Raw genomic sequence first — 26,476 nt, forward strand, 5'->3', positions numbered from 1 at the left:
GCGGTCCGCGCGTGGCGCCAAAACAATCGATCGTCGAGAGGAATTGCAATGTCGGAACTGGCATGGTGGCAACGCGGCGTGATCTATCAGATCTATCCGCGCTCGTTTCAGGACAGCAACGGCGATGGCATCGGCGACCTCGCGGGCATCACCGCGCGTCTGCCGTATGTCGCCGAACTGGGCGTCGACGCAGTCTGGGTTTCTCCCATCTACCCGTCGCCCATGGCGGACTTCGGCTATGACGTCGCGGACTACTGCGATATCGACCCGATGTTCGGCACTCTCGCCGACTTCAAGCAATTCGCGGACCGCGCCCACGAACTCGGCCTCAAGGTGCTGCTCGACTTTGTGCCGAATCATTCGTCGGACAGGCATCCATGGTTCGAGGAAAGCCGCTCGTCACGCGACAATCCGAAGCGCGACTGGTATCTATGGCGCGACCCCGGGCCCGACGGCGGGCCGCCCAACAACTGGCTAAGCCGCATGGGCGGCTCGGCATGGGAATGGGACGCGCATACGGGTCAGTATTACTACCACGCCTTTCTGCGTGAACAGCCCGATTTGAACTGGCGCAACCCGCAAGTGCGCCGCGCAATGGACGACGTGCTGCGCTTCTGGCTGGATCGTGGCGTCGACGGGTTCCGTGTGGACGTGCTGTGGCTGCTGATCAAGGACGCGCAGTTTCGCGACAATCCGCCGAATCCCGCGTATCTGCCGGGCCAGCCAGACCATCATCGGTTATTGCAGACTTACACCGAGGATCAGCCGGAAGTGCATGAGATCGTGCGCTCCATGCGCGCCACGCTCGACGAGTACGGCCGGCGCGTCCTGATCGGCGAAATCTACTTGCCGGTCCCGCAGTTAGTCAGGTACTACGGCGCAAAAGGCGATGGCGCGGACATGCCGTTCAACTTCCAGTTGCTCAACGCAAAGTGGCACGCGGGCGACATCGCGGGAATGATCAGGGATTACGACGGCGCTCTGCCCGAACACGCGTGGCCTAACTGGGTGCTCGGCAATCACGATAATCCGCGGGTCGCGTCGCGTGCGGGCGTGGTGCAGGCGCGAGTAGCCGCCGTGCTGCTGCTGACGCTGCGCGGTACGCCGACGCTTTATTACGGCGATGAAATCGGCATGACGGATGGCGAGATTCCGCCCGATCAGGTGCAGGACCCGGCGGAGATCCGGCAACCCGGCATCGGTCAGGGACGCGATCCCGAGCGCACGCCGATGCAATGGGATGCGTCGCTGCCGAATGCCGGTTTTACAAACGGCAGGCCATGGTTACCCATTGCGACGACCAGCAGCGTGCGTGACCAGGACAGGGACGCGTCGAGCATGTTGTCGCTCTATCGCCGCCTGTTGTCGTTGCGCCGCAACAATGCCGCGCTCGTGCAGGGCACGATTGAGCACGTCACCGCGTATGGCGATGTGCTGACTTACGAGCGGCGTCACCGCGATCAGCGCCTATTCATCGCGCTGAATATGAGCTGCACTGAGGCCACCGTGCAATCGCACCGCGGCGTGGTGTTGTTATCGACGCTCGCGGGCCGCGACGGCCAGGCGCTTACAGAAGGCGTCAATTGTCTTGCGGCCGGCGAGGCGTTGGTCGCGTCTATCCGATCTTGATGACGACCTTGCCTTTCGCGCGTCCTTTTTCGACGTAGGCCAGGGCGTCGTTTGTCGATTCGAATGGAAAAACTCGATCCACCACGGGGCGGATCGCGCCGGAATCGATCAGCGCGCTAATCTCGCGCAATTGCTCGCCGTTTGCTTGCATGAAAAGGAACGAGTAGTCGATGTCCTGGCTTCGCGCCTGTCTGCGGATGCGCAAGCTCAGCAGACGCATGACTAGTCCCACGAAAGCATTCGCGCCGATGTCTTTCGCAAAGGCAGGATCGGGCGGGCCGGAGATTGAGATCAGCTTGCCGCCGCGCTTGAGCACTCGCACGGATTTCTGGAGCGCGTCGTTATCCAGGCTATTCAGTACGACGTCATAGTCGTGCAGTACATCTTCGAAGTTCTCTTTTTTGTAATCGATCACAACGTCCGCACCGAGCTGCTTCACGAACTCGACATTCGCCGTGCTCGTTGTCGTGGCAACGAAAGCGCCCACATGCTTCGCCAGTTGAATCGCAAATGTTCCCACTCCGCCGGAACCAGCGTGAATAAAAACCTTTTGCCCTTTCTTCAGATGCGCTCTTTCGATTAACGCCTGCCATGCCGTCAAGCCGACCAAAGGCATGGACGCCGCTTCTTCCATGCTGAGTGTCTTCGGCTTGATTGCCACGTCGCTTTCATTCATCGCGATCAGTTCGGCAAAACTGCCGATCCGGTCCTGATGCGGCCGGGCGTAGACTTCGTCGCCTGGTTTGAACGACCGTACCTTGGACCCAACGCGGACTACGACGCCAGCCACATCGTTGCCCAGAATCAGCGGCAGGCGATAAGGCAGAATGAGTTTGAACTCGCCGTTTCTGATCTTGCTATCGAGCACGTTGACACCCGCCGCATGGATCTGAACCAGCACATCGTTGTCCCGAAGGTCCGGGTCGGGCATTTCGCCGAACCGCAACGCCGCCGCGCCATGTCCATTACGTCTGCGTCCATTCCGTCCATAGCGATCGACGATAAATGCCTTCATGATGTTTTCCTGCTCCCGTTGTTCGTGACACCTGTTGCGCGCGCCACGGCGTTACTTTTCAAGCACCGGAGACCCCGGCAGTTCGCGAAGATCGAGCCGCAGGTCTTTCCGTATTCCCGCGTCCATGAGGCCTGCAGGCGCGAATCTGCGCAGCAATCGCAGGCGGCTCGCCAGTCCGCCAGCGGTGTATCGCAGTTTCGGGCGGGCCGCGTTCGCGGCCTTCAGTACGACATCGGCCACGACGCCGGGTGCATCGGCATTGGCCATCACGTCCTTCAACGTGGCGGTCAAGGCCGCGCGAATATCGCGGTACTCGTCGAGCTTCGCATCGGCTTCGAGGAAGTTCGCGTCGAACTCCGTCTTCGTATAGGCCGGTTCGATGACCGACACGCGAATGCCTCGCGTGCGCAACTCATGGTCGAGCGATTCCGAATAACCTTCGATCGCGTGCTTGGTGGCGGCATATAGCGCACCATAGGGCATCGGCAGAAAACCGAGCACCGAGCCGATATTGATGATGCGGCCGTTGCCCTGACGCCGCATGTGCGGCACGACTGCGCGCGTCATGCGCACAACCCCGAAGAAGTTCGTATCGAAGATCGCCCGAGCCTGGTCGAGCGAACTTTCTTCCGCGGCGGCGGGCGCAACGCCGAAGCCGGCGTTGTTCACGAGCAGGTCGAGGCGCCCCTCGCGCCGCAACACTTCCTCCACGACGGCTTCGACCGACTCGTCGCGGGTGACGTCGAGCGGCAGCATCTCAAACGGCCTGCTAGCCCCGCTGGCTCCGCGCCTGCTGGTGCCGTAGACCTTGTAGCCCGCAGCCGCAAGCCGGGTGGCCGTCGCTTCGCCTATGCCCGACGAGGCGCCTGTAACCAGAGCAATCCTGTTCTTCATGATGTCCTTCCTTTTACGGTTCCTTGATGCGTTAGCGCTTGAGCGACATGATTGCGACGATCATCTAGTGACGCTCAATTGCGCTAAATGTCCATTTAAATGACGACCGTCATATATACAGACGAACAAAAAACGCGTCGTGCACAAGCACTCAAGACGCGTTCAGCCGTTAGCAGGAGTGAAATGGGACAGGGCCGCTTCCCGCAGCGCGTCGCACAGTTTCGGGTCGTCGACTGCGCGCGCGAGTATCAATGTGCCAACCATCGCGGCGACGCTGATCAGCGCCCGCTCATGCGCGCCGGGTTGTCCCCACTCGGGCGATTGACGAGCCACGAGATCGATCATTTCCTTGATGCGACGCGTGGCCGCGCGCCGCACTTCGGGCGCCTGGCGCGGCATTTCGGAGCCCAGCGCCGCTATGGGGCACCCTGATTCCGGGTTGTGCAGATGTTCGTCGGACAAATAGGCATGCATCAGCGCCTGCAATGCCTCGTCGGGCGCGGCCGCCGCGGCGATCTTCGCGGAGATGGCGACCGATTCGGCGCCCGCGCGGTCCGCAGCCTCCGCCAGCATGGCCTCGCGCGACTCGAAGTGCGCATAAAAGCCGCCGTGCGTGAGGCCGGCGTCCTTCATGATGTCCGCCACGCCCGTGCCGCTATAGCCGCTGCGCCGAATGGCACGCGCGGCGGCCTCCACGATGCGTTCGTGAGTGGCTTCCTTGCGGCGCGGATCGGTTCGGGCCATAACAGCAATGAGGACATCGTTAATATGACGGACATCATAGTCATTTTCCCGACGCTGCGCCAGCTAAATGTTGCATCCTCGTTCGGGCGCTGCACCGTATGTCGGGTTAAGGCCGAAAGTTATGACGAGACGCTGCCTGCCACCAGCGCCTCTTCCGGGCTCTTCGGCAGCACCACCCGGAACGTCGAGCCTTGCCCGACTTCGGAACGCACCTCGATACGCCCGCCCTGCTTCTTGACGATGCCATACGATATCGACAAGCCGAGCCCCGTTCCCGTCCCCACAGGTTTCGTCGTGAAGAAGGGATCGAAGATCCGGTCGCGATGTTCGGGCTTGATGCCCTGCCCCGTGTCTTCCACTTCGACCCATACGTTTGCTTTGTCGTGCCCCGTGCGCACGGTGATATGTCCACCTCCCTCGATGGCCTGCGCGGCGTTCATCAGCAGATTCATGAAGACCTGATTGAGCTGCGAAGGAATGCACTCCAGTTCGGGAACCGCGCCGAATTCACGCCTGAGTTCGCCCTTGTATTTCAACTCGTTCCAGACAATGTTGATCGCCGTATCGAGATTGCTTTCGAGGTTGGCCCACTGCTTCTCCGCTTTATCCACATGCGAGAAGTCCTTCAGGCCTTGCACGATGCGCTTGACCCGCTGCAAGCCCTCGACGGATTCCGACAGCAGCGTCCGGATGTCCTCGCGAAGATAGTCAATGTCGATATCGCGCTTCAGTTCGGCAAGCGCCGCCCGCGATTCCGCAATCAACTCGGCCTCGCTGCGCTCATAGGCGGCCAGCGCCGTCAACAGGTCCGCGACGTAGCGCTGCAGCGTACCGAGATTGGCATTCACGAACCCGACCGGATTATTGATTTCATGCGCGACGCCCGCCGCGAGCTGCCCTATGGATGCGAGTTTCTCCGACTGCAATAACTGACTGTGCGCTTGCGCGAGTTCTCCGATCAATTCTTCCTGCCGCGCCTTTTCTTCACGCAGCGCGGAATACGCGCGAGCAAGCTGCCGCCTGTCGTCCTGAAACTGTTCGACCGCGCGCGCCATTTCGCTGATTTCATCGCATCCATTGAGGAGGCGCGAAGCGTCCTGCCCTTCGACCGCGTCGCCGAGCCGCAAGTTGCTGCTGACCACTTCGAGCCGCGCCAGTACATGCTTGCCGAGAAACGCATGCGCCACGAGCCACGCAAAAAGCAGGCTGACTGCAACGAGCCCCGTAATCCAGCGCTCATTGCGCGCGGATGTATCCGCGAGCCGCTGCACGGCCTGCTGGAAGTCCTGCGTGCAGCGATTCAATTGAAGTTCGGCCGATGCCACCATCGCGCTTGCTTGCTGACGCAGTCCGTCGCTGAAGGTGTCGTGTGGTTTGACGGCATGCGTGATGGGCCGCGCGACTGCGCTGCCATCGTTCGCCGGGTTCGATGCATGCGCGCCGGCCGCGCGCAAATCGCTTTCACGCAACTGCGCGACGATGTTCACGGTATTGCGGAACAACTGGCTTGCCTGATGCAAATCGAGCACGCTGATGTCGTCGTTGGCGGCGGCGAGCCGGTCCGAAACACGGTCGAAAACTTCCAGTTGCCTGAGGATGTCCGCGTAGCTCGCGCGCATCGCATCGAGCGACTCGGCGTTGGCAAGCCGCGACGCTTCGCGCTCGATCAGCAACGTGTGCTGCACCAGCGTATCGGCGGCCTGCATGCGCATAAGTTCGTCGGTGGCGAGCAGGTGCGTCTCGCTCGTCGCGACACGCAACGTATAAACGGCGGTCAGCCCGCTCATTGCAATCAGCAGCGTGAGCACAACCGTGGCCAGCGTGAATTGCCAGCGCAATGAGCGCGACAACAGCTTTAAGCGTCTCGCCGCTAATCGCATGCGGCGGCTCCCGGTGCATTCGCCATGGCCTCTATCGCTTCCAGATACTGCGGTAAATGTTTCGATAGCCGTTGTTGGGGTCGTATTGACCCTGCAATCCGCCATCGAAGTGAATGTTGGCCGCCGTCACCAGATGAACCGGCGACACATAACCCGTAACCGGCTGATGCGCGAGCAGCCGATTCGTTTCGTCGACCAGTTGCCAGCCCTGAAAATTGAGCGGCTCGGCAACCGTGCCGGTCTGGAACGTGCCCGCCTGGATGCGCAGGAAAGCGGCCGCGCTGCCGTCGCCGGCGGACAGCAAGCTCAGGCCGCGGCCCATATTGCCGGCGCGGGTCAATGCGGGTGTCGCGTAGTCGAAATAGATGTCGTTGATCGCGAGCGCGTAATTCCAGCTTTTGCCGTATTGCGCAAGTAGTTCGTCCGTGACCGCGGGCATCTGTTCCGCGCTGTTTGAAATCGCCACGTTGCGCACGGCAAGCAGGCGGCAATCACCGCACGCGCGAATCACCTCGAGCATCGCATCGGTCTTCGCTTTGGCGATCTGGAAATTGCCGTCGGTAAACACCACGACGCCGGCACGCGCGCCCGACTGGATCACTGCGGCCATCGCCGTAATGCGGGCAACGTCCAGCGGATTTGTCGAAACGTTCATTGCGACCGGACTGTTCGCCATCGCGCCCGCGAGCGGACCGACATGCCAGCCGACGAGCGGAATCTTGCGCGCGGCGAACGGCAGCAAGTCGGGCTTCATGTCGCCCGCGTCCACGCCGACGAGAATCGCGCCGTCCGGTTGCAGCGCGAGTGCGGCAGCCACGGCCTTGCTGCGGCCCGCAGCGGTCCCGCGCGCGTCGTAGACCCTCGTGTTCCAGCCGATCGCGTTGGCGGCTTCCTTGATGCCTTTGGCGACGCCCAGCACGCCGCCGTTGCGCAGGTCCTCGCTGATGATCGCGATGGTCGCGCCCGGCACCGCAGCCGGACCCGACGTCGGGCCGCTCCAGCGCGACGCGGGCTCGCTCGCGCGGTCGACGGCGCGCTGCATCGCGGCGAGGTTCAGTGCCGCGACGTTCAGTGTCGCGTTCGCAGGATTTGACGTCTGCGGCGCCGTCTGCCCCCATGCGGGGCGGATGCAGAGCCCACAGAGCACGAGCATGGCAGCCGTGAACCCAAGGCCTGAACGCATGAATCCTCCCGATATGCTAAACACCATGGCCGGCGCGCGGCCCACGAACTGGAAAGTGTGCGAGGCGCACCCTACTGGCGAGATGTCGCTCTTTCCTCTGTTTACGGCGGATTCGCGCAGCGCTTGATACACGGCGCATTACGGGAAACCCTCCTGTGGGGAAATTCCGGCAAATCAAGCATCACGCCCGCACGCTCCCTCGCGGCTTTATGCATTTTGGCCCAGGGTAAATACCGCTCCGCGCCGGCAGCTTACGCTCCGTTATTCACTCATGGCAGCGACGCCGGCCTGAAACGTTTTTCCGCTCATGTGTCCGACGATCCCACGCTGCGCGCTTTGTCATTTCACGGGCCTTTTCGGTGAAAACCAAACTGTCGGAAGCTATTGTCGAGCGGGTGAATTGCGGTGTTTTCACGGTGGATCGCGAGTTGCGCATCCTCATGTGGAATCGCTTCATGCAATCTCATAGCGGACGTTCGGCCGAGTCCGTGGTGGGCATGAATCTGCTCGACGCCTTTCCGGAATTGCCGAGGCAGTGGCTGAGCAGAAAGATCGAGGGCGTGTTCGTGCTCGGCACGCCTGCGTACTCGTCATGGGAGCATCGCCCGTATCTGTTCCGTTTCGAGCATTCGCGTCCGATCACCGGCACGATCGACGCGATGCGTCAGGACTGCAGCTTTATTCCAATTGAAGACGAACAGGGTGAAGTCGCCGCGGTCGGCATCGCGATTGTCGATACCACCGATGTCTGCATCGCCTACGGCGAGCTTCAGGAGCGCGAAAAGACGGTCTCCAGCGCGTTGGCCGAACTGACCGTGCGCAACAAACAGCTAACGTCGCTTAATGAAGCCCTCGCGCATGCGCATCAGCAGTTGCTGCAATCGGAAAAGCTGGCCGCCATCGGTCAACTCGCGGCAGGCGTCGCGCATGAAATCAACAATCCGGTCGGCTTCGTGCTGTCGAATCTGAATACGCTCGACGGCTACGTTAAAACGCTGATCCGCTATGCCGCTGACACGGAGCGCCTGGTGAGCGACGCCGCGCCCTCGCTCAAGAACGACATCCGGGTGCTCGCCGAGCAGGCGGACCTCGAGTATCTGCTTGCTGACGCGCCGACGCTCGTGCATGAATCAAAGGAAGGACTCGCGCGCGTGCGTACCATCGTGGTCGATTTGCGGGACTTCTCGCGCATCGACAGCACACATGTGTGGGAGCTTGCGGACATTCATCGCTGCATCGAGTCGACGCTGAACATCGTCCACAACGAAGTGAAGTACTGCGCCCATCTCGTGCGCGAATATGCGGAGATACCGTTCGTGCGCTGCATCCCCTCGCAGATCAGCCAGGTGGTGTTGAATCTCGTTGTGAATGCCGCGCAGGCTTATGGCGCCAATCACGAACAGCACGGCGCTCCGCGCGGCACGATTACCGTGCGCACCGGTATGGATCGCGCCGATCCATCACGCGTGTGGCTCGAAATTGCCGATGCGGGATGCGGCATCCCGCCCGAACATCTGAAACGTATTTTCGATCCGTTCTTTACGACTAAACCGGTTGGCCAGGGGACCGGCCTCGGTTTGTCGGTGACTTATGGAATCGTCAACGCACATCGCGGCACGATTTCCGTGGTCAGCACCGTCGGTCAGGGCACGACGTTCCGCGTCACGCTGCCGGTCGACGGGTCCTTAATTGAAGAAGCCAGTAATGCCGAAGCGCACACGCAAACCGGCCCGCTGGATGAAATCGTGCTGCCGGCGCAGTTGCCGGCCGCCACATGAGGTAGCGCTATGCCATTGCCCGTACTTGTTGTCGACGATTCGGCACTCGCCCGAAAACTATTGATCCGCTCGCTGCCCGAGGACTGGGACATCGAGATTACCCAGGCGTCCGACGGAGCCGCCGCGCTCGATCTTTATCGCGCCGGCAAGGGCGCGGTGATGTTTCTCGATCTGACCATGCCGGTGATGAACGGCTTCCAGGTGCTTGAAGCGATTCAGCACGAGGGGCTCGACACATTCGTGATCGTCGTATCGGCGGACGTGCAGTCCGGCGCGATCGAACGCGCGAAGGCGCTCGGCGCGATCGGCTTCATTTCCAAGCCCGTATCGCCCGAAGCGATTCGCCCGATTCTCGCGGAGTATGGTCTCCATGAATGAACAATTTCTGAGCGAAGACCAGCGCGACGCGTTGCAGGAAATCTGCAATGTCGGCATGGGCAAGGCCGCGGCCGCGTTGGCAAAACTGCTGGGCGCATTCGTGACGCTCTCGGTGCCGGACATCAGGCTCGTCGGCATCGAGCAATTGCGCGTCGCGTTGAGCGCACAGGGCGATAGTCAATTGCGCCCCGTGCGCCAGGCGTTTCAATCCGACATATCCGGCGAGGCCATTGTGCTGGTCGGAAAGGACGGCCAGCGCGAACTGCAACAGCTGATGGGCCATGAAGTCGGCAAGCCCGACGCCGAAGTGGAGGTGTTGTGCGACATCACGAACCTGCTGGTCGGCGCATGCGTGCAAAGCGTGTTCGAACAGCTCGGGCGGCACATCTGTTTCTCGCAGCCCACGCTATTGCCGCGTGCCGCGCAGAAACAGGATGGCTTGCTGCCCGGCGGCCGGTGGGACATCGCGCTCCTGCTGGAAATTCACTTCACGCTGGAGGAAGGCGGCTTTGGCGCGCGCATGGTGTTGTTGCTGCCCGATGCGGCCATCCGCGGAATGAAAGAAGCCCTCGACCACTTTCTCGAAGCGCTGTAGTCCGGGCCAATGACGCAGTGCGCGCTGTGACGCGAAAATAATCCACGAGGATAACCATGTCTGAACTTCAGGCAAACGGCAATTCGACGAACCCCGCTGGCGCACCGCTTGCATCTTCCGATGCGGCCAATGCAGCCAATGCAGCCGTTGATACAGCCGCACCGCCCGTTCCCACGCTCTTACTGGTGGACGACGAGCCGGGCGTGATCTCGTCGCTCAAGCGCCTGCTGCGCCCGTTGAAATACGAGGTGCTCAGTGCGAACAGCGGCGCGGCGGCGCTTACGCTGCTCGAATCGGCGCACGTCGACGTAATCGTTTCCGACATGCGGATGCCAAACATGGATGGCGCCGAATTCCTGTCGCGCTCGCGAAGCCTCGCGCCCGATACGATCCGCATTCTGCTCACCGGCTATTCCGAGGTCGATGCAGTCGTGCGCGCGGTCAACGAAGGCCACGTTTATCACTATCTGCACAAACCGTGGGACGACCAGGATCTGCTGCTCACCATCCAGCGGGCGCTTGAACAACTCGGCCTGCAACGCAAGGCCGAACGTCTGACCGCACTGTTGCAGGAGCAGAACGAAAAGCTGTCGTGCTTTAATCAGGAGTTGGAGCGCGAGGTTCATGCGCGCACCGAAGAAATCCGCCAAACGGTGATGTTTCTCGAAGGCGCGCAGCACGACCTCAAGAGTAACTTCCTCACGATGGTCAAGGTCTGCGCGAACATGGTCGAGATGCGCTGCGGCCTGCCCGGTCATTCGGCGCGAATCGGCGAGACGGCACGACAGCTAGGCGCCGCGCTCGGCTTAAGCGATTACGCGTGCAACGAACTTCTGATGGCGGGTTTGCTGCACGGCATCGGCAAGCTCTTTCTACCGGATGCCTTATTGAAGACGCCGGTCGCCAAGCTGCAGCCGCACGAAGCGAAGCTGTATCAGCTGCATCCGTTGCATGGGCAAATGGCGCTCACGCCCGTCTCGCAACTGAGCGCCGTGCAGACCATGATCCGCCATCAGTATGAGCGTTACGATGGACGCGGCACGCCCGATGGCCTCGTCGGCGGATTGATTCCGTTGGGCGCTCGCGTGCTCGCGTTGGCGCGCGACGCGGAAGATTTGCGCATCGGTGTGATTGCGCCGCAAAAGATGAACGATGCGCAGATCATCTCGACGGTGCGCGCGCAAACGGGTATTCGCTACGATCCAGCGATTGCCGAGAAGTACATCGAGTTGCTGACAAAGCACGCCGAATTGACGCCGGAAGGCGTGCCCGATCGCGTGGATGCCTCGCATCTGAAGGAAGGCATGAAACTCGCGGACGATTTGCGCACGTCGGGCGGCACGCTGCTCATGACAAAGGGCAAGGTACTTTCTGCCGAACAGGTCACCCAGATCCGGCGCTTTGAAATACACGAAGGCGAGCCGTTCGTGATTCTCGTCGAACGCGCGGCGGAGGCGCGCAAGGCGGAAGCCGCCTGAGTTGGCGACCTGCGTCGCTCAACTCATCGTTCGCGTCTACCGCGGTAGAGCGCGGCGGCCGCGAAGCCCGCTGCAAGCGCGGCATAAACGTAGAACATCGAGCGCCCGGAGAGATGGGCTTCAAATCCGGGCGTGAGGCGTTCAGGCACCGCATGATAGTCGACGACATAGGCGACAGCCGCCGTCGTCCCTGCGCTCGCCACGACTTCCGCGATGCCGGGAGGCCGTCGCATGTGGCATTGCCAGCGGTCCAATAATCCTTCGAACAGCACGCCCCAGAATATCGCCGACGCCTGATGGATCGCGAGACCCGTGAGTGTGAAGCGCGCGCTCAAACCCGTTTCGCTGAACGCGCGGCGCGGCCACAAGCAATGCGTTACCGCGTTGAGCGGCGCGTAGGGGGTGCTGCCGTCGTTGCGCGCCCGCGCGCCCGCAGTGATGGCGGCGGCGGCGCCCGCCGCGGTGCCCGACATCATTGCGCGGCATACAAGATTGGCGAGACGGTTCATCAGCTTTCTCCTCAGCTTTGCCCGGTTCCCCGCGCTGAATCCTCGAGGCCGCTGCCGGGTTGGCATCGCTCGACCAGATAACAGCCGCGCTCCACGCCGTCGCGCAATGCCTCGGCTTGTGTCGTCCATTCCGGCGTGACCGTTTCGACAGCAGGCAATGCGAACGGCTTGCCATCCACGGACGCCGCAATCTCCGGAATCCATGCGCCCCGGTCGTTCTGCTTCGCACTGACGACGATGTCCACGCCGCGATGCATGACACGCAGCGTGCCGTCGCTTTGCGTGTCGATGTCCGTGCTGTGGGATTGCCTGTCTGTCATGCGCGCCTCCGAATGCGTTTGCTGTTTGCCGTTTGCCCGATGGGTTTGCGAAATGCGTTGTGTCCGCTACGCGGAACGCAGCAACGCATGTGCCGCGCGATGGCACGTGCATTGCTGGCGCGCATGTTTAAACTCTGACGTTAAGCCATTCGAGCATCGACGTGAAAAGCAGAACTGGCCACATTCATATAGGCATTTCCGGCTGGCGCTACAAAGGATGGCGCGGCACGTTCTATCCCAAGGGATTGAAGCAGGCGACCGAATTGCAGTACGCGTCGGGCCTGATGCAGACCATCGAAGTCAACGGCACGCATTACAGCCTGCAATCGCTCGACAGTTGGCAGCACTGGTACGCCGAAACGCCGCCGGGTTTTGTCTTCAGCGTGAAAGGCGCGCGCTATCTGACTCATCTTCTGCGCTTTCGTGACGAGACCGCTACCGTCGCCTGCGCAAATTTTTTCGCGCAAGGACTGCTGGCGCTGAACGACAAACTTGGGCCGATACTGTGGCAATTCCCACCGTCGTTGCGTTTCGATCCCGAACACATGGAGCGTTTCCTGAGCTTGCTGCCGCGCGACACGGAAGCGGCTTTGTCGCTCGCCCAACAACACGACAAGCGGGTCAAGACGCCGTACCTCGCAATCGACCGCAAGCGCAAATTGCGTCACGCGGTGGAAGTGCGTCATGACAGCTTCGTTGATCCCGCGTTCGTGAAGCTGCTTCGACGCCACAAGGTCGCGCTCGTCGTGTCCGATTCGACGGAAGCCTGGCCGCAGTTCGAAGACCTCACCGCAGGTTTTGTTTATATGCGGCTGCATGGCACGGAGACCAAATATTCCGGCGAGTATTCGGATGCGTCGCTGGAACGCTGGGCCAGCAGAATCGAGTCGTGGAGCCGCGGTTCGCAGCCCGCCGATGCACGGCTCGCCGCGCCAGGTTTGCAGCCGCCACGTGCGCAAACGCGTGACGTCTATTGCTATTTCGATAACGACGCAAAAACGCATGCGCCGTTCGATGCACAACGGCTGATGGAGCGACTCGGGTTGCATGCGCACCAGGCGGCTGCCTGAACCTATTCATGCGCGGCTCATGCATGCTGTCGGCTTCTTGCCCTCACTTGCCCCGCTGCGCGAGTTTCTTCGCGTCCTGGAGCGCGGCGACAATTGCCGCATACGCACGGTGACGGGTCTCCGGATCGGGCGCGCGCAATGCAAACGACGGGTGATACGTCGCCACCACGAGCCGGTCGCCATGCTCGATGACCTTGCCGATCGCATCCTGCAAGCGCGATTTCGGGTCTTCAAGCACGGCCTTCAATGCGGTCGCGCCCAACGCGACGATCACGTGAGCGCCGACGCTCTCAAGTTCCTGGTCGAGCCAGTAACGGCATGCCTCCACCTCTCGCTGCGCGGGCGTTTTATGCATGCGGCGTTTGCCGCGCGGCGTCCATTTGAAATGCTTGACCGCGTTCGTCACATAGACTTCCTTGCGGCCCACGCCGGCTTCGACGAGCGCGTCGTCGAGCAACGCGCCGGCCGGTCCGACGAAAGGCAAACCTTGCAGGTCTTCCTTGTCGCCCGGCTGCTCGCCGACCATCATGATCGGCGCCCGGCGCGGGCCGGCGCCGGGAACGCCTTGCGTCGCATTGCGCCACAGCGGACAACGGCGGCAATCGTCGAGCGTCGCGGGCTGCTGGTCGGGATCGACCTCGGGATCCGCTGGCTTTTCACTTCCCGCCGACGGGGGGCGCCTGGTCGTGCGCTTAGTCGTGGCCATGGTTCATCGCGTTGCGCTTCCTGATGTGCGGCAGATACTCGGGGGAAGCAAACCGCGTTCCGGCGCGACGGCCCGCGCTAATGTCAATCACCAGGCGCGCAATGTGCTTGGAGATAAAGCCGTTGATCGCCTGCTGCGGCGACAGGGTCGCCTGCACGCCATGGGTTTGCGCGGGCAATGCAAGCGCGGCCATCGCGTGCGCGGTAAAACTTGCACAGCAGGCAACAAGTGCCATTAGCCGAAACCATAAAGGAGAAAAACGATGACCCTTCTTATCTATCTGGTCGGATGGATCATTTTCATTGGCGGCGTCGCCTGGGGATTGACGGCGCTGCATGTCGCACAGCACATCATCGCGATCGTGGCTGTCGTCCTGTTCGGCATCGCGGTGATCACCGGCGCGACGCGCGCGCGCAACCGCGATCGGTCGTAGGGGAAGCAGTCGGCAAGCAGCGTTCAGGATTCGCTAATGTGGCGTTGGAATGCGTTGCGTTGCATCGCATTGAAGAAGCTCTCGTTTCAATCTCCCGCCGTACTGCGATGATGCACATCCGGCGCCGCGCGCGGCGAACCTGCGTGGTTCGCATCCCGCGCGGTTTCGCTCGGATGCCGGGGCCGTATCGCGGCAGTCATAAGCGCGGCCGAGCCGCCGCGCGCTGATCGCCAGCAGTCCCCAGTTGGAATTGACGCTCTGCGTGGTCCACGCGGTCGATGCCTCGCCGCGTGCCCAATAAGCGTTGAAGCGCTCCGCGCCGACGCCGAAGTCGAGATCGAAGCCGTTGTGGAACGCCCACTTCACGCATTCCTCGCAAGCAGCCGGCCGGAACGAAACAGCTGTGACGAGCATGCACCGAGCGCCTGCCACGCTGTGCGCAGCCGCACGCTGTGCGGGCTGGGCGGGCCGTACAGATTGGCCCGCCTGCACGCACGAGCCAATTCTGTCTTCGTGCTAAGAATCGGCCAAATGCTTCGTTGCTCCCGGCGCATCTCATGCCGTACCGTTGCCGGACTGCGCCCCGCGCGCCTCGATACGGAGACCCCATGTCCGCGCTTTCATTGCACGAGAACCCGCCGCATGCGGCCGGCATCGCCGACGCCGCACAGCTTTTCGACGACAGTCCTTTGACGCGCCGTTTCGCGCCGGTCTTTGAGCGTATCGCGCAAAACGCGGTGCATCGCGAACAACATCGCGAGCTTGCCTTCGATCCCGTCGAATGGCTGCGTGAAGCCGGCTACACGAAGCTGCGCGTGCCCAGACAGTACGGCGGCGAAGGCGTCTCGCTGAGCGAATTCCTTGCCTTGGTCACGCGCCTCGGCGAGGCGGATTCGAACCTGCCGCAGATTCTGCGCGTGCATGGCGGCTTCATCGAATCCCTGCTCGAATATGGCGACGACGCGTTGCGAGACCGCTGGCTCACACGCGTCGCGCAAGGGCAGATAATCGGCGGCGCCGTGGCCGAGCGCACGGCCGTCACGGACAACAGCGTGCGTCTGACGCAAACCGACGGCGCGTGGCATCTCGACGGCGAGAAGTACTACACCACCGGCACGCTGTACGCAGACTGGGTCGACGTCACCGCGCATGACGGACGAAGCGATGTGCGCGTGCTCGTCAGGACCGATACGCCGGGCGTCGAGCGACTCGACGACTGGGATGGCTTCGGGCAGCGTCTGACGGGCAGCGGCACGGCGCGCTTTAACCATGTGCCCGTGACGCGAGACAACGTGTACCGGCGCTACGATGCCTCCGCGCCGCGCCGCGACAGCCTGCTCACGTCGTACTATCAGGCGCTGCACGTCGCGAACCTCGCCGGCATCAGCCGTGCGGCGCTACGCGATGCGGTAGCGTTTACGCAAGCGAAGACGAGAATGTTCGGTATCCCAGGCGAATCGAGTCCGCGCGACAATCCGCTCGTACAGCGCGTGGTCGGCCGACTCGCGAGTCTTGCTTACTCGGCGCAAAGCATCAGCGCGTCGCTCGCGCATGCCATCGACGAAGTATCGGTCGCGCGACACGAAGGTCGCACGACCGAAGAGACGTATATTCGCCTCGACATCCAGACCTTCCAGGCCCAACAGATCGTGATCGAGCAGACCTTGCAGGCCGCGACGCTGCTGTTTGAAGTGGGCGGCGCATCGGCAACCAGCGAAATGCGGCGTTTCGACCGCTACTGGCGCAACGCGCGAGTGCTCGCGTCACACAACCCGGCGATCATTCGCGAGGCCGCCATCGGCGATTTCTACCTGAATGGGAATGCGCACAACGAGCGGTTTGGCGTAGCTCGTCCGCCGGCCGTAGCGGCATAAAGAGCCGCGTGCCAATCCGCGCTTCGATGTGGCACAGTAGCGTCAGTGCATGCGCGAGGCGCGCGGCACGCCACTGCCCTGACGAGTCCCATGAAGAATCTGCCAGCCTATGAGCCGCCGGTCGACGAACAGCAGCTTTTGCTGAAATGGATCAGACGCGCGCGCGAATCCCAAATGAGTCATTACGACATGGCCGATCTGCTGGCAGCGCGTGATCGTCAGGTCGGCTGGCTGGTCACGGTTTTGACGGCGTTCGTGGGCACGGCCGTGTTTGCATCGTTGAACTCGAACGCGGTCTCGCTGGAGATCAGGATTCTGATCGGCATCGTAAGTGTGGTCGCGGCGGTTTCGTCGGCGCTGCAAACGTATCTGCGGTATGCGGAGCGAGCGGAAAAACATCGTGCCGCTGGCGCACGTTATGGCGCTGTGCGGCGCCGGCTAGAGTCGATTTTCGCAGGCGATCTTGACGCGCGCGACGGTCACTATCTCACAGCGATTCGCGACGAACTGGACCGGCTTGCACAAGACTCGCCGAATGTGCCGCCGCGCAACTTTTACCGCACTCAGCGAGCCTTATCGACGAATCCGCAACGCGGCAGCGACGCCTGAGCAACGCGGATCAAGCATCAGGCATCGAGATCGTTCGCCTCGATTCCCAGCTCCGCAGCCATGCGCCGCACTACGGCCTGAAGCCGGCTGACCTGATCGGCGAGCCGTTTTTGCTCGGCTTTCACGGCCTCGAACGCGGACAGCGGCACGGCTTCTTCATCGCCGCTGCCTGACTGCGCAAACTCGCTGACGTTCACTTCACCGCACAGCAGATGCATCCAACGATTCTCGCGCTCGCCAGGCGTGCGAGGGAGCTTGACGACACGCGGCGGATCGTTCGCGGCGAGTTCGTCGAGAAAGGCCTCGACCGATGAGATATCGGCAAAGCCATGCAGGCGCGCGCTGTTCAAGCGCAATTCGGCTGCCGTCTGCGCGCCGCGCAGCAGCAAGGTTGTGAGCAATGCAGCGGATTGGCTGGGCAAACCCAGCACGCGATTCATGTTGTGCTCGAAGCGCGGCACACGGCTGCTGCTGCCTTCCATCACGAGGCTTAGCCGTTTCAGACCGTCGACGGCGGTCAGCACTTCGGCCTCCGTTGCGTTGATGACCGGCGAGCGGCCGGTTTTCTGGTTACAGCCGAGGGTCAGCGCGTTCAACGAAAGCGGATAACTGTCCGGCACGGTGTGCTGCTTTTCGACGAGCACGCCAAGCACGCGCCCTTCAAGCAGCGTCAATGCACGGATGGAAGGACGGGACGGAGCGTCGGGAGTGGAGTTCATGTGATGTAGCGGTATGGGTCGCCGTGGTCGTGGATAACACGCCTTACCCTTGTTCGGCGAGGCGGCACGTTTGTGGTTATAGGCACTATGATAAACGGCCCGAGCCATCGCGGCGTGTGCATCGCGGCGACGCGCGCCGCACGCGAGCTTGCCGAGCGCATGTGGCCTGCCTGCGCGGCTGCTTTTCTACAAGGAGCAATTCAATGCTCGCGCGTATCAATCGGTCTTGCGCATAACGCAGCACGGCTAGCGTGCCAGAGAAAACACTTGCTGTAAAAATTGATGACCGGTATCGTCGTGGCGTTCTGCAAAGCAGCGCGGGAGAGATCGTCAGCCATTCGACGACGCCGACGGAGCAACCGCCCCGGAAACTCTCAGGCAAAAGGACCGCGCAGCAGGAACATCTGGAGAGCGGCGCCGCGCGCGCCCACCGAAGGGGATTCCCGCATACGGCCGCCACTTACGCCTCGCGCCGGGAAGAAACTCTCAGGTACATGGACAGATGGGGCATCGGCACCGGTTTCGCACGAAATCGAACCCGGTGATGCTCAACCTCTCTGGACCATGTCATGTCACGAATCGCCATTATCGGCGCCGGCATTACCGGCGTCACGACTGCTCACGCCCTCGCGCAACGCGGCCACCATGTCACGGTGTTCGAACGCCACCGTTATGCCGCGATGGAAACGTCGTTCGCCAACGGCGGCCAGCTTTCCGCCAGCAACGCAGAAGTCTGGAACAGCGCGGCCACCGTGCTGAAAGGCCTGCGCTGGATGCTCACGCGCGACGCGCCGCTGCTGCTCAATCCCCTGCCTACGTGGCACAAGTATTCGTGGATGGGCGAATTCCTGCGGCAGATTCCGCACTATCGTGCGAATACCGTCGAGACGGTGCGGCTTGCAATTGCCGCGCGGGAGCACTTGTTTTCGATTGCCGAGCGCGAGGCAATCGACTTCGATCTCGAACGGCGCGGCATCCTGCACGTCTACCCAACGCGCAAGGAGTTCGACGCGGCCAGCAAGGTCAACGAATTGCTGCGTGCAGGCGGACTCGACCGCAACCCGGTGACGTCGAGTGAAGTGCATCGCATCGAGCCCACGTTGCAGGGCGAGTTTTACGGCGGTTTCTTCACGCCGTCCGACTCGACCGGCGACATCCACAAGTTCACGCGCGGTCTCGCCGATGCATGCATGCGCCACGGCGTCGAGTTTCACTACGATGCGCAGATCACGTCCATCGAGCAACCGGCCGAAGGACGCTTCTCGCTAATGGTCAACCTCGAAGGCGAGACGCAACGTTTCGCCTTCGAGCGAATTGTCACTTGCGCCGGTGTGAAAAGCCGCGACTTTGCGGCAATGCTCGGCGATCACGTGAACGTCTATCCGGTGAAGGGCTATTCGATCACCGTCTGTCTCGACGATGAAATCAGCCGACAGCGCGCGCCGTGGGTGAGTCTGCTCGACGACAGCGCGAAGATCGTGACGAGCCGGCTCGGCGCCGACCGTTTCCGCGTGGCCGGCACCGCGGAAATCAACGGCTTCAATCGCGATATCCGTTCGGATCGGATCGCTCCGCTGGTGGACTGGACGCGACGGCATTTCCCCGATGTCTCGACCGCGCGCGTGATTCCCTGGGCGGGTTTGCGGCCAATGCTGCCAAGCATGCTGCCGAAGGTGGGCCGCGGAAAACGGCGCGGCGTGTTCTATAACACGGGACACGGGCACCTGGGTTGGACGCTGTCGGCGGCAACGGCGCAGGCGGTAGCGGCTGCAATTCAGTAGCCTGCCGCTACGAGGACGCGGCATCTGCTACTGTTGTGCAATCCGCGTCCTTCCTCCCGAACCATCATGGCTCAGTCGCGTTTCGCCAAGCCGGACACGGCGGTCTTGCACGACGCGGACAGCACACGTCTGAGCGATGCGCAAATTGCGGACGAAGCGACGCGGCGTCTAGCGTGGGATGCCGCGGTTCCCGAACACACGCTCACCGTAGAAGTCCACGACGGCCGCATCACGCTGCACGGCGAACTTCAATGCGATGCCCAAAGAATCGCGACGCTTGAAGACGTCACGCGCCTGTTCGGCGTGGCCGGCGTATCCGATCAACTGGTTGTCAAGGCAATGTGAGCGTCAGGCGCCGCCCGCACGCAACAACGCGCGGCAATGCCTCGCGATCTGCTTTTCCTCTTCCGTATGAAGCGCCCTCACCTTGCCCGCAGCGTCGCCTTCGTTGAGCCCAAGAAAGCCCAGCCCCTCGCAGACACGTTTGCGAATTTCCGCGCTGTGTTCGCCGATGCCGCCGGTAAATACCAGTAGATCGATGCCGCCCAGCAAAGCCGCATAACCGCCGATCGTTTTGCGCACGGCGGTGGCGAACGCGTCGAGCGCGAGCGACGCATTGGCATCGCCCGCTGCGGCGCGTTGTTCGAGCGCCTGCATGTCGCTCTCGCCATCTGCGTAACCGGCAAGGCCGCTGTGCCGGTTCAGGAGCGTCTCCAGTGCGTCGGCATCGAGCTTATCCACGCGCATCAGATAGAGCAGCACGCCCGGATCGAGGTCGCCGCAGCGGGTTCCCATTAGGACGCCGCCGGTAGGCGTCAGACCCATCGACGTATCGACGGATTGGCCGTCGCGCAAAGCGCAGACGCTCGAACCGTTGCCGAGATGCGCAAACACCGCGCGCGACGGCAGCTTTGCGCCGAGTTGCGCCACTAGCGATTCGTACGACAGTCCGTGAAATCCATAGCGAATCACGCCGGCGTCTGCATAGCGTCGCGGCAACGCGAACTGAGCTGCGCGCGGCGGCAGCGTCCCATGAAACGCGGTATCGAAGCAGGCGAAGTGCTGCGCGCCGCCGAAAATCTTCTGCGCTTCGTCGATCAATGCAAGCGCCGGCGGGATATGCAAGGGCGCGAAATGCACGGCATCCTGCAAGTGGCGGCGCACTTCGGGCGTCAAGCGCTGATGCGTGCGCAAATGCGGCCCCCCATGCACCACGCGATGCCCTACCGCCGCGGGCTGTGCATGATGCTGCTGCGGGAGTATCGCGCAGAGCTTCCGCAATGCATCGGTCTGCGACTCCAGCACGTGCGCCTGCTGTATCAGCACACGGCCGTCCGGCGACGCGATGCGCAAGCTGCCGTCGCCGCGGCCGATGCCTTGCGCGCTGCCTTCCAGCAGCAGCGCTTCGTCATCGACCGAATGCGTGAAGAGCCCAAACTTCAGCGACGACGACCCGCTGTTCAGCACGAAGATGGTTTGCGGCGAAGCGCCGTTCTGAGTGTTCATGAGCCACCTCGCTCAGCTTTTCCACGTCCAGTTGCGGATTTCTTCCTTGTCGATGCCCTCGGCATGCGCATAAGCCAGATGCTCGATAACCTGGCCGCGCAACCATTCCTTCGCGTGATCGCCGACACCGCGCAGCTTCGGCACGCGATCGATCACGTCGATAGCCAGCGAAAAACGGTCCACCTCATTGATGATTGCGAGTTCGAGCGGCGTGTTGATGTTGCCCTTCTCGTGGTAGCCGTGCACATGCAGATTGTCGTGATTGGTCCGGTTATAGGTCAGCTTGTGCACCAGCGACGCATACGAATGGAAGTTGAAAATCACCGGCTTGCTCGTCGTAAACAGCGAATCGAAGTCGCGACTCGACAGGCCATGCGGATGCGCGTGCTCGGGCATCAGCCGGAACAGATCGACCACATTGACGAAGCGGATCTTCAGATCGGCGAAACACTCCTTCAGAATCTGCACGGCGGCGAGCGCCTCCATGGTCGCAATGTCGCCCGCGCACGCGATCACCACGTCCGGCTCGGCGCCCTGATCGGTGGACGCCCAGTCCCAGATGCCGATGCCCTTGGTGCAATGCGTGACGGCCGCATCCATCTCGAGATACTGCAAATGCGGCTGCTTGTCGGCGACGATCACATTGACGTAGTCGCGCGAACGCAGGCAATGATCGGCCACGCTCAACAGACAGTTCGCGTCGGGCGGCAAATAAATGCGCACCACGTCAGGGCTCTTGTTGGTGACCACGTCGAGAAAACCGGGGTCCTGATGCGTGAAGCCGTTGTGATCCTGACGCCACACGAGCGAGGTGATCAGCAGATTGATCGACGGCACCGGCTGGCGCCAGCCCAGTTCGCGCTTCGCTTTTTCGAGCCACTTCGCGTGCTGGTTGAACATGGAATCGATCACGTGCACGAACGCTTCGTACGTGGCGAACAGACCATGGCGGCCAGTGAGCACATAACCTTCGAACCAGCCTTCGAGCGTGTGTTCGCTGAGCATTTCCATCACGCGGCCGTCGGATGAAAGCGCGCCGCCGTCCGCGTCGTTGGGCTCGGCTTGCGCGACCCAGGTTTTCGCCGATGCTTCATATACGGCGGTCAGTTTGTTGCTCGCCGTTTCGTCGGGGCCGAACACGCGAAAGTTGCTCATGTTGTTGCGCATCACATCGCGAAGGAATTTGCCGAGCACTTCGGTGGGCGACGTGTATGTGGCAGCCGGCTTTTTGATTTCGACCGCGTAGTTGCGAAACGGTGGCATGTCGAGCATCTTGCACAGCACACCGCCATTCGCATGCGGATTCGCGCTGATGCGGCGAGTGCCCTTCGGCGCAAGTTCGCGCAATTCTTCGACAAGCCGCCCCGCTTCGTCGAACAGCGACTCAGGCGCATAACTGCGCAGCCAGCCCTCGACGAGTTGCAAGCTCTTGCTGTTCGTCACTGGGTCGAGAACCGGCACCTGATGCGCGCGCCATGAGCCTTCCACCTTGTGACCCTCCACTTCCTTCGGACCGGTCCAGCCTTTCGGCGAACGCAGCACAATCATTGGCCAGCGCGGCCGCGACGTGTCGTTGTTCTCGCGCGCATGCTGCTGGATCGCGCGAATTTCGCCGACGCATTGTTCGAGCGTGGCGGCCATCTGCTGATGCATGGTCTCCGGATCGTCGCCTTCGACGAAATACGGCTTGTGGCCATAGCCGGTCAGCAGCGCTTCGAGTTCCTCGCGTGGAATTCGCGCGAGCACGGTCGGGTTCGCGATCTTGTAGCCGTTCAGATGCAGAACCGGCAGCACCGCGCCGTCGCGAATCGGATTCAGAAACTTGTTCGAGTGCCACGAGGTGGCGAGCGGGCCGGTTTCGGCTTCGCCGTCGCCGATCATCACCGCAACGATCAGGTCCGGGTTGTCGAACGCGGCGCCGTAGCCGTGCGACAGGCTGTAGCCGAGTTCGCCGCCTTCGTGAATCGAGCCGGGCGTTTCGGGCGTGCAATGCGAACCGACGCCGCCGGGAAACGAAAACTGGCGGAAGAAGCGCTGCATGCCGGCTTCGTCTTCACTGCGATCCGGATAGATTTCCGAGTAATGGCCTTCCAGATAACAATTGGCGAGCGTCGCGGGCGCACCGTGACCGGGGCCGGCAATGTAGATCACGTTCAGATCGAGCTTCTTGATCAGCCGGTTCAGATGCACGAGCAGGAAGCTCTGCCCAGGGTCCGAGCCCCAATGTCCGAGCAGACGATTCTTGATGTGCTCGGGTTTCAGCGGTTCGCGCAACAGCGGGTTGTCGCGCAGATAGATCATGCCGGCGGAAAGATAATTGCACGCGCGCCAGTAGCGGTCCATTTTGCGCAACGTGTCCGGGTCTAATGTTTGCGGCGGCGTGGGACGGGAGATTGCTTCAGCCATGGCGTCACTCCTCGTAAGGACTGTCAGGCGGGTTGACGGGTGTTGCGAAGGCGATGCGCGCATCAGGGTTCGAAAGCATCGACGAAGACTTGATCCTGCTCGCGACGATCCACGATCGCCGCGGCTGCGCTGCAAGTCTTACGCCAGGCTTCCAGCGGATATCGAGCGAAACGCTTAAGCTGTGAACAGCCGATGCGCGTACCGTCGTGCTCGCTCTTAACCATACACATTCATCATGTCGACATCCAACCGTCTGAAAGCGCCTCTTGTTCTTCTTCTCACGCTCGTGCTGTTGTGCGCGGGCGTCGCCGTTCTGGTTGGCGTGTTCGGCTTGCTGGTAAAAATCTTTGGCCACGTTTAGTGAGCCGCCCGCGCGGGCGTCGGCGGCTCAAACTGTGTACGCTGACCGAAGTTCAGGCGCCCCGCCGCCGTGCTTCATTGCAAGGAGATTTCATTGACGAACCCAGCCGATCATCAACCACCTTCTCAAGAGCAAATCGACCCGCAGTTGCTCGAACTCGCGCAGCAGGTGTTCGATCTTGCGCGCCGCGGCGACGCCGCGATGCTTGCCGCGGTGATCGAAAAAGGCGTGCCGCCCAATCTGCGCAACGACAACGGCGACAGCCTTCTGATGCTAGCCAGTTATCACGGACACGTGGATGCGGTGCGCACGCTGCTCGAACGCGGCGCCGATCCGGACCTGCGCAACAATAACGGCCAAACGCCTCTCGCGGGCGCTGCATTCAAGGGTTTCGACGCCGTTGTCGAGACCTTGCTCGCGCATGGGGCGGATGTGGAAGGCGCGTCGCCGGACGGACGCACGGCGCTGATGGTGGCCGCGATGTTCAACCGCACGGCGATCATGGACTTGCTGATTGCGCACGGCGCGAACCCGAATGCTCGCGATGCCAGCGGCGCAAGCGCCATGGATGCCGCCGGCCGAATGGGTGCCGCCGACGCGCAAGCCCGATTGAAAGCGCAAGACTCGTGACGGACGTCATTGCGTGGGCAGCGGCGCATTGCAGTATGCGCCGGGTCCTGACCACAACGCACCCGCAACGCATCGGCAATGCATCCGCAACGCACCGACAACGTCTACGGTTTTTCGACCAGCAGCGTTTCCACATCGAACTGCGCGAGCTCACCAATCCGTTCGATACTCACGTCCGCCGGCGGATTGCTCAGAATCTCCTTGGGGTCCAACGCGTAATGCCCCTGGCGCGGAAATACAGTGGTCAGCTTGCCGCCCCAGGCTTTCTTCATGGCCGTCAGAATCCGCAATTTGTCGTCGACCATCACATAGTGGCGCGCCGGGTAGCACTCCATCACCTGATCGAGCATGAGTTCCTTGTGGATGTAGATCAGCACCCGGCCCTCGACCTCTTCCCACAAGCCGGAGCGCGCGATCTTGCGCGGCTGGAACACCACGTCGCCATCCGACAGAATGACCGTGGGTCCATGTCTGGCCACGTGCCGCAGCGCGTCCAACGCGCCCGGATAGAGCCGGTTCGCGAACGGATAATCGATCAGGAACGACGACATCAACAACAGACGTGTGTCCCGCGGATGCTCCGTGCGATAGCGCTGCAACGCGCCGAGGTAGTCCGCATAGCCGAGTTCACTGCGCAACTGCTCGAAAATCTGCCAATAGCGTGTGCTGTTGTCCGTGCCGAACTCGCGCATCATGTGGGCGCGCAAATCCGATAGCACATGATCGTTGTCGAGCAAGGTGTTGTCGCAATCGAACAGGAAGACCACATCGTGCGGGGCGGTTTTAGCGGGTTGCGTGGCTTGCATATGCGGCTCCCTGGAATCAGCTCTGCTATCAGCCCTGCTGGCTGCCGGACGGCGCGGCCGGTTTTTCGACGTGACCGCCGAAGTCATGCCGCATCGCGGACATCACACGGTTCGCAAAGTCCGCTTCGCCGCGCGAACTGAAACGCTCAAACAGCGCCGCGCTCAGCACGGGCGTGGGCACGCCTTCGTCGATGGCCGCGGCCACTGTCCAGCGTCCTTCGCCTGAATCCGATACGCGTCCTGCGTAGTTTTTCAGATCGGCGTCGCTGACGAGCGAGCCCGCTATCAGGTCGAGCAGCCACGAGCCGATCACACTGCCGCGCCGCCATACTTCGGCGATATCGGCCAGATTCAGATCGTATTGATAGAACTCCGGACGGCGCAGCGGCGACGTTTCGGCATCGGCATCGCGGGCATGTTTGCCGGCGTCGGCGTGACGCAGAACATTAAGGCCCTCGGCATAGGCGGCCATCAAGCCGTATTCGATGCCGTTATGGACCATCTTCACGAAGTGCCCCGCGCCGAGCGGCCCGCAATGCAGAAAGCCCTGCTCGGCGGTGCTCTTGTCCGCTGTGCGGCCAGGCGTGGCGGGCGCGGCGGCCGCGCCTGGCGCGAGCGTCGAGAAGATCGGTTCCAGCCGCTTTACGATCTCCGCCTCGCCGCCGATCATCAGGCAATAGCCGCGCTCGCGCCCCGCTACGCCGCCGCTCGTGCCGACGTCGACATAGTGCAGCTTGCGCACAGCCAGCTCCGTGCCGCGGCGGATGTCGTCGTGGTAATAGGAATTTCCGCCGTCGATCACGACATCGCCCGGTTCAAGCAAGGGCACGAGCTTTTCGAGCGTGCCGTCGACCACGGCGGCGGGCACCATCAGCCACACCGCGCGCGGCTTGTCGAGTTGCGCGACGAGGTCTTCGAGCGAAGATGCGCCCGTCACGCCTTCCTGCTCGAGCCGCTCGACGGCTGCGGGCTGGACGTCGTAGACGATGCACTGCTGACCGCCCTTCGTCAGGCGCCGTACCATGTCGGCGCCCATGCGTCCCAATCCAATCATGCCTAGCTGCATTTCACCGCTCCCGAAAGTGCCTCGTGACGATGGTTCGCTCAGTTCGATGTTCAGGCTGCGTTCGTGGCGTTCGTTGCATTTGCCTCCACTGCCACGATCGCCGCGA

At 62.1% G+C, this 26,476-nt stretch carries 28 protein-coding genes and 1 riboswitch; of the genes, 12 read left to right on the forward strand and 16 right to left on the reverse strand.

Annotated elements, in window-relative coordinates:
* The first annotated feature begins 48 nt into the window (after nt 1-48).
* Nucleotides 49-1,629, forward strand: coding sequence for an alpha-amylase family glycosyl hydrolase (locus tag C0Z16_RS15865; protein ID WP_102633074.1), 1,581 nt, complete (start codon nt 49-51; stop codon nt 1,627-1,629).
* On the opposite strand, the gene C0Z16_RS15870 is transcribed toward C0Z16_RS15865, so the two are convergent.
* From C0Z16_RS15870 to C0Z16_RS15890, 5 genes are all read right to left on the reverse strand, one after another.
* Entirely contained in the window at nt 1,616-2,644 is a 1,029-nt protein-coding gene (locus C0Z16_RS15870) for an NADP-dependent oxidoreductase (protein ID WP_102633075.1), read from the reverse strand. The genes C0Z16_RS15865 and C0Z16_RS15870 overlap by 14 nt on opposite strands.
* Nucleotides 2,645-2,695: 51 nt before the next feature.
* Nucleotides 2,696-3,538, reverse strand: coding sequence for an oxidoreductase (locus tag C0Z16_RS15875; protein ID WP_102633076.1), 843 nt, complete (start codon nt 3,536-3,538; stop codon nt 2,696-2,698).
* A 162-nt stretch (nt 3,539-3,700) separates the two neighbouring features.
* A complete protein-coding gene (locus C0Z16_RS15880; RefSeq protein WP_102633077.1) occupies nt 3,701-4,282 on the reverse strand; it encodes a TetR/AcrR family transcriptional regulator in 582 nt (193 codons plus the stop codon).
* Nucleotides 4,283-4,401: 119 nt separating this feature from the next.
* Nucleotides 4,402-6,162 (reverse strand): ATP-binding protein, encoded by a 1,761-nt coding sequence (locus C0Z16_RS15885; RefSeq protein ID WP_102633078.1) that lies wholly within the window; start codon nt 6,160-6,162, stop codon nt 4,402-4,404.
* A 31-nt stretch (nt 6,163-6,193) separates the two neighbouring features.
* Nucleotides 6,194-7,345 (reverse strand): type 1 periplasmic-binding domain-containing protein, encoded by a 1,152-nt coding sequence (locus C0Z16_RS15890; RefSeq protein ID WP_102633079.1) that lies wholly within the window; start codon nt 7,343-7,345, stop codon nt 6,194-6,196.
* 359 nt (nt 7,346-7,704) lie between these two features.
* Here C0Z16_RS15890 and C0Z16_RS15895 point away from each other — a divergent pair, with 359 nt between their 5' ends.
* Genes C0Z16_RS15895 through C0Z16_RS15910 form a run of 4 tightly spaced genes read left to right on the forward strand, consistent with a single transcriptional unit; the run spans nt 7,705 to nt 11,574 of the window.
* A complete protein-coding gene (locus tag C0Z16_RS15895; RefSeq protein WP_102633080.1) occupies nt 7,705-9,123 on the forward strand; it encodes an ATP-binding protein in 1,419 nt (472 codons plus the stop codon).
* A gap of 9 nt (nt 9,124-9,132) precedes the next feature.
* A complete protein-coding gene (locus tag C0Z16_RS15900; RefSeq protein ID WP_102633081.1) occupies nt 9,133-9,501 on the forward strand; it encodes a response regulator in 369 nt (122 codons plus the stop codon).
* A complete protein-coding gene (locus C0Z16_RS15905) occupies nt 9,494-10,096 on the forward strand; it encodes a chemotaxis protein CheC (RefSeq protein ID WP_102633082.1) in 603 nt (200 codons plus the stop codon). The genes C0Z16_RS15900 and C0Z16_RS15905 overlap by 8 nt, the downstream gene beginning before the upstream one ends.
* Nucleotides 10,097-10,152: 56 nt before the next feature.
* The gene (locus tag C0Z16_RS15910) at nt 10,153-11,574 is read left to right on the forward strand and encodes an HD domain-containing phosphohydrolase (RefSeq protein ID WP_102633083.1); all 1,422 of its coding nucleotides are present in this window, start codon (nt 10,153-10,155) and stop codon (nt 11,572-11,574) included.
* Between the two features lie 23 nt (nt 11,575-11,597).
* Here the strand turns inward: C0Z16_RS15910 and C0Z16_RS15915 are convergent, their stop codons facing one another.
* Both C0Z16_RS15915 and C0Z16_RS15920 read right to left on the reverse strand, forming a co-directional pair.
* Nucleotides 11,598-12,083: a hypothetical protein gene (locus C0Z16_RS15915; protein WP_102633084.1), complete on the reverse strand. Its 486-nt coding sequence runs from the start codon at nt 12,081-12,083 to the stop codon at nt 11,598-11,600.
* A gap of 11 nt (nt 12,084-12,094) precedes the next feature.
* A complete protein-coding gene (locus tag C0Z16_RS15920) occupies nt 12,095-12,403 on the reverse strand; it encodes a DUF6566 family protein (protein ID WP_102633085.1) in 309 nt (102 codons plus the stop codon).
* A 161-nt stretch (nt 12,404-12,564) separates the two neighbouring features.
* Here C0Z16_RS15920 and C0Z16_RS15925 point away from each other — a divergent pair, with 161 nt between their 5' ends.
* Nucleotides 12,565-13,473 (forward strand): DUF72 domain-containing protein, encoded by a 909-nt coding sequence (locus tag C0Z16_RS15925; RefSeq protein WP_102633086.1) that lies wholly within the window; start codon nt 12,565-12,567, stop codon nt 13,471-13,473.
* A gap of 43 nt (nt 13,474-13,516) precedes the next feature.
* On the opposite strand, the gene C0Z16_RS15930 is transcribed toward C0Z16_RS15925, so the two are convergent.
* The gene (locus tag C0Z16_RS15930) at nt 13,517-14,179 is read right to left on the reverse strand and encodes a UdgX family uracil-DNA binding protein (RefSeq protein ID WP_102633087.1); all 663 of its coding nucleotides are present in this window, start codon (nt 14,177-14,179) and stop codon (nt 13,517-13,519) included.
* Complete coding sequence (locus tag C0Z16_RS15935; RefSeq protein WP_146014316.1) at nt 14,166-14,414, reverse strand: hypothetical protein; 249 nt, start codon at nt 14,412-14,414, stop codon at nt 14,166-14,168. Before C0Z16_RS15935 ends, C0Z16_RS15930 begins: the two co-directional genes overlap by 14 nt.
* Nucleotides 14,415-14,441: 27 nt before the next feature.
* On the opposite strand from C0Z16_RS15935, the gene C0Z16_RS38160 reads away from it, so the two are divergent.
* Nucleotides 14,442-14,612 carry a hypothetical protein gene (locus tag C0Z16_RS38160; protein ID WP_167403525.1) on the forward strand — a complete coding sequence of 57 codons (171 nt, stop codon included), beginning with the start codon at nt 14,442-14,444 and terminating at the stop codon, nt 14,610-14,612.
* Nucleotides 14,613-14,645: 33 nt separating this feature from the next.
* Here C0Z16_RS38160 and C0Z16_RS38730 read toward each other — a convergent pair whose 3' ends face one another.
* On the reverse strand, nt 14,646-15,026 hold the full coding sequence (locus C0Z16_RS38730; protein WP_244201254.1) for a hypothetical protein: 381 nt from the start codon (nt 15,024-15,026) through the stop codon (nt 14,646-14,648).
* A 194-nt stretch (nt 15,027-15,220) separates the two neighbouring features.
* On the opposite strand from C0Z16_RS38730, the gene C0Z16_RS15945 reads away from it, so the two are divergent.
* Together C0Z16_RS15945 and C0Z16_RS15950 are read left to right on the forward strand one after the other, a co-directional pair.
* Nucleotides 15,221-16,486 carry an acyl-CoA dehydrogenase family protein gene (locus tag C0Z16_RS15945; RefSeq protein WP_102633089.1) on the forward strand — a complete coding sequence of 422 codons (1,266 nt, stop codon included), beginning with the start codon at nt 15,221-15,223 and terminating at the stop codon, nt 16,484-16,486.
* A 90-nt stretch (nt 16,487-16,576) separates the two neighbouring features.
* Nucleotides 16,577-17,095 carry an SLATT domain-containing protein gene (locus tag C0Z16_RS15950; protein ID WP_102633090.1) on the forward strand — a complete coding sequence of 173 codons (519 nt, stop codon included), beginning with the start codon at nt 16,577-16,579 and terminating at the stop codon, nt 17,093-17,095.
* Between the two features lie 17 nt (nt 17,096-17,112).
* Here the strand turns inward: C0Z16_RS15950 and C0Z16_RS15955 are convergent, their stop codons facing one another.
* Complete coding sequence (locus C0Z16_RS15955; RefSeq protein WP_102633091.1) at nt 17,113-17,814, reverse strand: YceH family protein; 702 nt, start codon at nt 17,812-17,814, stop codon at nt 17,113-17,115.
* 308 nt (nt 17,815-18,122) lie between these two features.
* Nucleotides 18,123-18,214, forward strand: a riboswitch (glycine riboswitch).
* A 169-nt stretch (nt 18,215-18,383) separates the two neighbouring features.
* On the opposite strand from C0Z16_RS15955, the gene C0Z16_RS15960 reads away from it, so the two are divergent.
* Nucleotides 18,384-19,595, forward strand: coding sequence for a D-amino acid dehydrogenase (locus tag C0Z16_RS15960; protein ID WP_102633092.1), 1,212 nt, complete (start codon nt 18,384-18,386; stop codon nt 19,593-19,595).
* A gap of 66 nt (nt 19,596-19,661) precedes the next feature.
* The gene (locus tag C0Z16_RS15965; RefSeq protein ID WP_102633093.1) at nt 19,662-19,940 is read left to right on the forward strand and encodes a BON domain-containing protein; all 279 of its coding nucleotides are present in this window, start codon (nt 19,662-19,664) and stop codon (nt 19,938-19,940) included.
* A 3-nt stretch (nt 19,941-19,943) separates the two neighbouring features.
* On the opposite strand, the gene C0Z16_RS15970 is transcribed toward C0Z16_RS15965, so the two are convergent.
* From C0Z16_RS15970 to C0Z16_RS37755, 3 genes are read right to left on the reverse strand one after another with little or no spacing between them, the layout of a single operon-like run.
* A complete protein-coding gene (locus C0Z16_RS15970) occupies nt 19,944-21,101 on the reverse strand; it encodes an acetate/propionate family kinase (protein ID WP_102633094.1) in 1,158 nt (385 codons plus the stop codon).
* A 12-nt stretch (nt 21,102-21,113) separates the two neighbouring features.
* On the reverse strand, nt 21,114-23,507 hold the full coding sequence (locus C0Z16_RS15975) for a phosphoketolase family protein (protein ID WP_102633095.1): 2,394 nt from the start codon (nt 23,505-23,507) through the stop codon (nt 21,114-21,116).
* A gap of 4 nt (nt 23,508-23,511) precedes the next feature.
* Nucleotides 23,512-23,862 carry a hypothetical protein gene (locus C0Z16_RS37755; protein WP_158244492.1) on the reverse strand — a complete coding sequence of 117 codons (351 nt, stop codon included), beginning with the start codon at nt 23,860-23,862 and terminating at the stop codon, nt 23,512-23,514.
* A 99-nt stretch (nt 23,863-23,961) separates the two neighbouring features.
* Between C0Z16_RS37755 and C0Z16_RS15980 the strand changes: the two genes are divergently transcribed.
* Nucleotides 23,962-24,498, forward strand: a complete 537-nt coding sequence (locus tag C0Z16_RS15980) for an ankyrin repeat domain-containing protein (RefSeq protein ID WP_102633096.1) — start codon at nt 23,962-23,964, stop codon at nt 24,496-24,498.
* A gap of 104 nt (nt 24,499-24,602) precedes the next feature.
* On the opposite strand, the gene C0Z16_RS15985 is transcribed toward C0Z16_RS15980, so the two are convergent.
* On the reverse strand, nt 24,603-25,304 hold the full coding sequence (locus C0Z16_RS15985; RefSeq protein WP_102633097.1) for an HAD family hydrolase: 702 nt from the start codon (nt 25,302-25,304) through the stop codon (nt 24,603-24,605).
* Nucleotides 25,305-25,332: 28 nt separating this feature from the next.
* A complete protein-coding gene (gene gnd / locus C0Z16_RS15990; RefSeq protein ID WP_102633232.1) occupies nt 25,333-26,370 on the reverse strand; it encodes a phosphogluconate dehydrogenase (NAD(+)-dependent, decarboxylating) in 1,038 nt (345 codons plus the stop codon).
* Nucleotides 26,371-26,476: the final 106 nt, after the last annotated feature.

The sequence above is a fragment of the Paraburkholderia rhynchosiae genome (genome assembly GCF_002879865.1).
Lineage (GTDB): Bacteria > Pseudomonadota > Gammaproteobacteria > Burkholderiales > Burkholderiaceae > Paraburkholderia > Paraburkholderia rhynchosiae.